The organism is Endozoicomonas sp. SESOKO3, from assembly GCF_024606255.1.
Genome location: NZ_JAHHPR010000479.1, coordinates 1 through 3,319 on the forward strand (window position 1 = coordinate 1; position 3,319 = coordinate 3,319).

Genomic DNA, 3,319 nt, shown 5'->3' on the forward strand with positions numbered 1-3,319 from the left:
CCTCAATTTCTTGCAATCCTCGCTACGGACGCTTAAGTCCGACAGGCTGCTAGCCTATGAATTTATACCTACCTGTTAACGTCGTTAAAACATGACCGGAAAATCGCGCTGGCTGCTGTTTTTGGGGCAGCTTCTGTATACCGGAGAGGTGAGTTCAGGTTATAGATTCAACAACAGGGTCAGTGTGGTGATGACACCCAAAGCGGTAGTCACTTCGGTTGTACCCGCCGAGGTTGTGGTGGTCATAACATCAGAAGGCAAAGCGACTGTCGGGCAGGCTTTCGAGTCAAAGTAGAACTGACCCTCAACGTTGGAAAGTCCATATAAAGGTGTAACGATGGTTGTCCAGGTATTCAGAATCCGGGAGGTTGACGGTGGGCTGGTAGTTGCCATGGCATCGGTTGAATTCACGGATCCTTCACACTCACCTTCCAGTGGCAATGGATCGGCAGCTTTCAGGCTGTATTTTTGTTGAGTTTGTCGCCACGGAGCGAGTCCCTCCAGCTGGTTGCAGGCCAGGGCCAGTTCAAGTTGTGCCTCGACATGTATAGCTGCATCTCTAACGCGGATCTGATTGCCTGCCAGATTGAAGAGAGGAGGCTCTGCAGTGGTATTACGAATACCCGTCAGCGTGAAAGCATTTTTTGGTATGTATCTTGACATCAAATATTCACGATAGGTTGTGCCTGTATTGTCAATGTCGATTGTGTTTCTGAAGATATCAATATGGCTTCCGGGTCCAAGAGTCAAGTCTCCCACTTCTGACATCTTGCCCCGGAAGGTGTTGTCAACAATAGCGATTTGCTGTGACTGATGCTTGATTCTGGCAATAGAAACAAACAGCCCATTCAGTGGAATAAAGTTACCAGCTGAAACGTTAAAGCGTTCGCCTTTTACCGTGTTATTAGCGAACAGCAGGCCCGGCCCGGTGCGCAGATCATTGGCCGATGCATCCAGAGGTTGTCTGCAATCAAGTCTAACCCCATAATTGTTAGGGAGATGAAATACGTTGTTTTCTATAATCAGTCTCCGGTTATAACAAGTTGCTGAAACAATTCTTTCAATGGATCGTGAGCCATCAGGTCTGGTTGGCCAGAAAGTTACGTGTCTTATATTGCTGTCTTTTGTTTCTCTGAACTTAAAGTCACTGCGGTCTCCTACGATGACCATATATCTATCTGAATAACTTCTGCCAGGCATGATGACGACTTCGAAACCGTTATCAGCAGCCCCGATAATATCCTGACCGTTCTTCAAGACTATTTGACTGCCAATGAGGTAATTAACAGGGGTTTTGCCCGTCAACGGGGTAACGGATGGAGAAGGCTTCATCGTAGGGACCATGTAGGAGGAGAGCAGTATCACCGTATCTTGCGGAAGCCGATTGATCAGCTCCGCTAAATCCTCTGTTGGGTCGGCACTGAGAACAACGCATTGACGCCCGCGAACCAGTTCACTGTACTGTTTTAGCCGTTGCTGAACCCCCGTCGTATTCCCTGGAAGAGCTTCGCATAATACCGTTGGCGGTGATGTTGTAGAAGAAGGGGGAGCAGGTTGAGTTGTGTTCTGGGCTTGAAGGTTGAGAGTCTGTAAGAGAAGCACAGCAGCGACCAAGCGGGCCAAGCAACGCCGCGAAATAATCATTTTCAAGACTCCCGAGTATAACTCGTCAAAATCCTAGTCCATGCGTTTGTGTGCATCCATTAATGTCTTAAGAATATTTCAAGAACATCGCTGGCTACTTTTGCAACAGTTTCCTTAAACCGGAGCAACGGGCACAGGCTACTGATTCAGCAACAGGGCCAGAGTGGTCATGATACTCAGAGCGGTCGTCGCTGCAGTTGCAAGGGCTGATGAAGTGGCGATATCGTCATCGCCAGTGTCGCTGGTACTGTTAATAACAGCAGAGGGCGAAGCGACTGTCGGGCAGATGGCCGGGTCAAAGTAGAACTGACCCTCGAGGTTGCTCAGTCCACTTACATAATTAGCCGGGGAAGCTTCGACGGCTCTCCAGCTATTCACGATCTGACAGAGTGCAGGTGGACGGGTAGTTGCCATGCCAACGGTTGAACTCAGGGATCTTTTGCACTCGCGCGCCAGAGGTAAGGGATCAACGGCTTTCAGGCTGTATTGATGTTGTTCCTGCCGCCAGGGGTGGATTCCCTCCATGTGGTTGCAAGCCATGGCCAGTTTCACTCGACCCAAGATATCTATTGCTGTATTTCTAACGAGGATTCTATTGCCCGCAAGGTTAAAGAGAGGAGGTTCTGCATCGGCATCGGTAATACCTTCGAACGTGATACCACTTTTTTTAATGCTACGTCCCATCATATATTCACGGTAGGTTGTGCCCGTATTGTCAATGTCGATCCTGTTTCTGAAGATATCGATACTGCTTCCGGGCCCGGGAGAAAACTCTACCGCTTCTGACAGCTTGCCCTGGAATGTGTTATCAATAATAGCGACTCTCTGTGACTGATTCTTGATGGTTGGAGTAATAACAACGACCGCTTCCATTGGAATAAGATCTGTGCCCCCCACGTTGAAAGTTTCAGCTTTAAACGTATTATTAGCGATCAGCAGGCCGGGGCCTGAGCGTGAATCACTGATCGATGCATCCAGGGGTTGTCTGCAATCAAGCTTGACGCCGACCCAGTCAGGCAGGTGTAACACGTTATGTGCTATGATCAGACTCTGGTTATAGCACCATGCTGAAACAAGAGCGTTAGTGCGTCGGCGGCCTTTAGGTTGATTGGGCCGAAACGTTATGTGTCTTATATTGTTGTCTTTTGTTTCTCCAAATATAGAGTTACCTGAATCTCCAACAACGATCATATTGTACGCTCTATAGCTTTCGTCAAGCATGATGACGATTTCGAAACCGTCATCAGCAGCCCCGATAATGTCCTGACCCTCTTTCAAAACTATTTCACCGTGAATAAGGTAATTAACAGGTGTTTTACCCGACACCGGGGTAACGGAAGAAGAAGGCGTCATTGTAGGAACCGAAGTAGGAACCGAATTGGAAGAGAGCAGGATCACGATGTCTTCCGGAAGCCCATTGATTAATTGAGCCAGATCCTCAGCCGGGTCGGCAGTGAGAACAATACATCGTCGTCCGCGAACAAGGTTACTGTATTGATTTAGTCGACGCTGAACCCCACCTGTCGTCTGCCCTGTCAGGGTGTCGCATAATACTATTGGAGAAGCCGTTGTTTGAGAGGGGGTTGTCTGAGTAGGGGTTGTCTGAGCAGAGGTTGTTTTAGCAGCGGTTGTTTTAGCAGCGGTTGTTTTAGCAGAGGTTGTTTTAGCAGCGGTT

2 protein-coding genes are annotated in these 3,319 nt (G+C 48.5%); both read right to left on the minus strand.

Going from position 1 to position 3,319, the window contains the following annotated elements; translation table 11 throughout:
• Positions 1-159 precede the first annotated feature (159 nt).
• Positions 160-1,644, minus strand: coding sequence for a hypothetical protein (locus KDK18_RS08200; RefSeq protein ID WP_257254418.1), 1,485 nt, complete (start codon positions 1,642-1,644; stop codon positions 160-162).
• Positions 1,645-1,782: 138 nt separating this feature from the next.
• The coding region (locus KDK18_RS08205) for a hypothetical protein (protein WP_257254419.1) at positions 1,783-3,319 on the minus strand (1,537 nt) is incomplete at its 5' end.